The sequence below is a fragment of the Streptomyces sp. NH27 genome (genome assembly GCF_056859195.1).
This window is the reverse complement of record NZ_JACEGK010000674.1, coordinates 1-3,568: the sequence shown is the minus strand read 5'-3', so window position 1 is coordinate 3,568 and position 3,568 is coordinate 1. Positions and strand designations below refer to the sequence as shown.

Annotated in this window: 3 protein-coding genes and 1 pseudogene; 1 reads left to right on the top strand and 3 read right to left on the bottom strand. The window is 69.5% G+C overall.

Features of this window, described 5'->3' with window-relative positions:
- The first annotated feature begins 118 nt into the window (after positions 1-118).
- Complete coding sequence (locus AC13HU_RS34195) at positions 119-529, top strand: IPT/TIG domain-containing protein (RefSeq protein WP_483045882.1); 411 nt, start codon at positions 119-121, stop codon at positions 527-529.
- A 110-nt stretch (positions 530-639) separates the two neighbouring features.
- On the opposite strand, the pseudogene AC13HU_RS34190 reads toward AC13HU_RS34195, so the two are convergent.
- The 3 genes and pseudogenes from AC13HU_RS34190 to AC13HU_RS34180 all read right to left on the bottom strand — a co-directional run.
- Positions 640-946, bottom strand: a pseudogene (locus tag AC13HU_RS34190) (transposase family protein); the annotation flags it as partial.
- A gap of 276 nt (positions 947-1,222) precedes the next feature.
- Complete coding sequence (locus tag AC13HU_RS34185) at positions 1,223-2,107, bottom strand: IS3 family transposase (RefSeq protein WP_483045881.1); 885 nt, start codon at positions 2,105-2,107, stop codon at positions 1,223-1,225.
- A 221-nt stretch (positions 2,108-2,328) separates the two neighbouring features.
- Positions 2,329-3,568, bottom strand: a 1,240-nt coding sequence (locus tag AC13HU_RS34180; RefSeq protein WP_483045880.1) for an IS701 family transposase, incomplete at its 5' end; no start/stop codon positions are given.

The following is a 3,568-nucleotide window of genomic DNA, read 5'->3' as shown; positions in this document are numbered from 1 at the left end:
CCGCCAGAACGGCGAGCCCAACATCGCCGCTGCCCTCCGGAACGCCGGCCGCGACTACCGCCGACCTTTGTCCATCCTCGGCCTCACGTGATCAACCTGGACAGATCCCCATCACGCAATGACCTTGACCATCCTGTCCGGCGACATGCTGGGAATCACCATCACCGTCGCGGTCCCGGCTCAAAGCGTCGGCACCGTACCGGTCACCGTGGTCACCAGCAGCGGTACGAGCAACCCGGTGCCCTACACCTACGCCGTCGCGACTCCTCCCGCTCCCCCCACTGCCGCCAGCATCAACCCTGCCTCGGGCCCGGTCGCCGGCAACACCCCGTTCGTCATCATCGGCAGCCACTTGACCGGAGCCACCGTCACCGTCGGCGGCACCCCTGCCTCCGTCCTGGGGACCGACCCCTCCGGGACCCTGCTGTTCGGTGTCATTCCGGCCGGCGCAGCCGCAGGCAACGTCCCTGTCGTGGTGACTACCCCGAGCGGGACGACAACTGTGCCGGGCGGTTACACCTACGCCTGAGCATGCCGGGTCGACGCTCCGCTGTGGGCCTCGTACCTCCGGCCATCGCAGGGGCTATGCCGGTCTGCCGTCCGCGCGCAGGTCGGCATCGCCTCGTCCGGCCGCCCGGGCTCGCTTGGCACCCGGTAACGGCCGAGGAGCGGGTAGGGCAGGCCGAAGGCAGCCGGCTCCTTTGGGGTTGCCCGCCGGCACCACTGCGCCGCTGCGGTGACCGAGTCATGGCCCGCGGCTGTCATCACGCAGACCACCACAGCCAGCAGGGGGAGAGCCGGTAGCGGACTCCGCCGGCTCCGCGCGGATCAGTGAGCGGCTCGAACTCAGCTGCCAGAGTGCGGACTTGGTCCTGTGCAGCACCCGCACTCCGCAATCCGGACGCCGTCGAGGAGCAGGGTGGTCGGGCCGCCCGGCAGGGGTGGCCCGACCGTCTGGTGATGCCGCGCCGCAACTGGCGGGGCCGGCCCTGTGGCCGGCCGACGACGGGGGTCGTCAGATCTCGTGTTTCGTGGCGCTCCGCGACTTCGTGGCGGAGTCATCTGACCGCAGGGTTGCAGTGATGGTTTCCGCGGTGGTCCGGATCTGGTCGAGCATGCGTGTCTTGGCCTGGTCGTCGGCGAACGTGGCGCGGATGCTGTTGCGGGCCAGCCACGACGAGAGTGAGCTGCCCCGAGTTTCGTGGAGTCCGCGATCGTGTGGTCAAGCGGCCTGCGGGGCTTGCTCCAGTTGCACCCAGTACGCCTGTTCGTACTCGTCGGGCGGGAGGTAGCCGAGGGCGGAGTGGAGCCGTTCACCGTTGTACCACGCGACCCACTGGAAGACGGCCCGCTCGACCTCGTCGAAGTCCCGCCATGGCCCCTGATGCTCGATCAACTCGGCCTTGAACGTGCCGTTCAGGGCCTCGGCCATCGCATTGTCGTAACTGTCCGCGACGGAGCCGACCGACGCTGAGGCGCCGACTTCAGCGAGACGCTCCGTATACCGAATGGACACGTATTGCGACCCGCGGTCGCTGTGGTGGATCAGTTCGGCGTCCTTCTTGATCCTCTGCCGCCACAGCGCCATCTCCAGCGCGTCCAGCGGCAGGTCCGTGCGCATGTGGGTGGCGGCCTGCCAGCCCACGATCCGGCGGGAGTACGCGTCCAGGACGAACGCGACGTAGACCCAGCCCGACCAGGTGCGGATGTAGGTCAGGTCGGCCAGCCACAGCTGGTTCGGGCGCTCGGCGGTGAAGCGGCGGTTGACCAGGTCCGGCGGGCGCGGGGCGGACGGCTCCGGAATGGTGGTGCGGCGCCGCTGGCCGCGGATGACGCCCTCGATGCCGAGCTCGCGCATCAGCCGCTCGACCGTGCAACGTGCCACCTGGTGGCCGGCGCGGACCAGCGCGCGGGTGATCCGGCGGGCGCCGTGCGTGCGGCCGGAGTCCTCCCACACGGCCGTGACCAGCGGTTTCAGTTCCTCATCGCGCAGGCGGCGAGGAGACTTCGACCGGGACTTGCGGGCGAAGTAGGTCGACGGGGACAGGTCCAGCACCCGGCAGACGGGATCGACCCCGAGGCCCTCGTCGCGCAGGTGGTCGACCACCTGCTCGGCCTCGTCCGGGGACGGTCGATCTCCTGCGCAAAAAACACCGAGGCGGCCTTCAGGATCTCGTTGGCCCGCCTCAACTCGGCGTTCTCCTTGCGGAGTTCCTTCAGCTCATCCCCCTCTCGGCGGTGGTGAGACGGTCGTCACGCTCACCGGCGTCCGCCTCGGCCTGTACTCCAGTCGCACTTCGTGATCTGACGGGTGGTCGAGGCGCGGGGTCAGGTATGGGTGGCCAGGCGGCGCTTGTAGTGGTGCCAGCGGGAGCGGGCCTGGTGGTGGCGTCGCCAGGTGGACCATTGCGGGTGGAAGGTCATCCGGCGGGTGGCGACGGCGGTGGGCAGGTCCCGCAGTAGAGCGGTGAATAGTTGGAACAGGCGGCGGGCCTCGGTGACGGTGAGGGCGATTTGACCGAAGTCCTCGGGCGGTTCGGCGGCTTCGTCGGTGGGCAGGACCGGGTCGGGATGAGTGCGCCGGTCCAGGCTGGCGATCACGGCGAGCAGGGCGAGGGCGGCCATCGCGAGCACGACGTGCCGGCGCCAGGAGCGGTAGCGGCGGGCCTGTGTGTGGTCGAGGCCGACAGCGTCCTTGCCGTTGGCGAAGTCCTCCTCGACCGCCCACCTGATCCCGGCGATCTTGACGAGATCGGCCAGTGCAATCGACCGGCCAGGTGGTACGTAGGCGTAGAAGAAGGCCAGGTCAGTGGGGTCGGCGAGGGAGCGGCGGACCAGTAGATGGTGTCGAGGGCCGGCTGTGGCGACCAGGGCCCAGTCGTAGACGCGTGGCCCCTTGGCGCCCTGTCCGCACGAGAGCCGGTTCCAGGCCCGCTTGGGGACCTTCTTCGCTGCCAGGACATCGGCGCGGATCGGACCGATGCCGGTGGGCACGGCGAAGTTGACTCCGACGGCGAAGACATAGCCGATGGCGCGCTCCTCGAAGAAGCCGCGCAGTTTCGCGCTGCGGCCATAGACTTCATCGCCTGCCGCCCAGTCCACCGCGACTCCGGCCGTGACGGCCCGCCTGGCCTGCTCCAGGGCGATGGTGGTCTTGGTGCGGAAGGTGAAGTCCCTTCCCAATCCGGCGCGTTCGCACCGCTGGGGGTCCTTTGTCCAGTGTTCCTGGACATAGAGGTCGCCGTCGACCAGACAGTGTCCCAGCGCGCTGGCGTAGGTGCAGTACACCGCGACGACGGCGTTGCTGACCTGCCCCGTGGTGCCGGTGTACTGCCGTCCGACTCCGGCGGTGGCCTCGCCCTTCTTCTCCTGGCCGGTCTCGTCGAAGACCAGCACCGCACCGGGTGCGGCCAGGTGGCGTACGGCGAAGTCCCGCACCGCGTCGCGGGCACCGTCCTCGTCCCAGACGGCCTGGTAGAGCAGGCGCTGTGTCCCGAACGCCCGCGCTTGCCCTGCGTGCTCGGCCACGGTCCAGCAGTTCTTGCGCGGCAGGTCGGCCAGCAGGCCA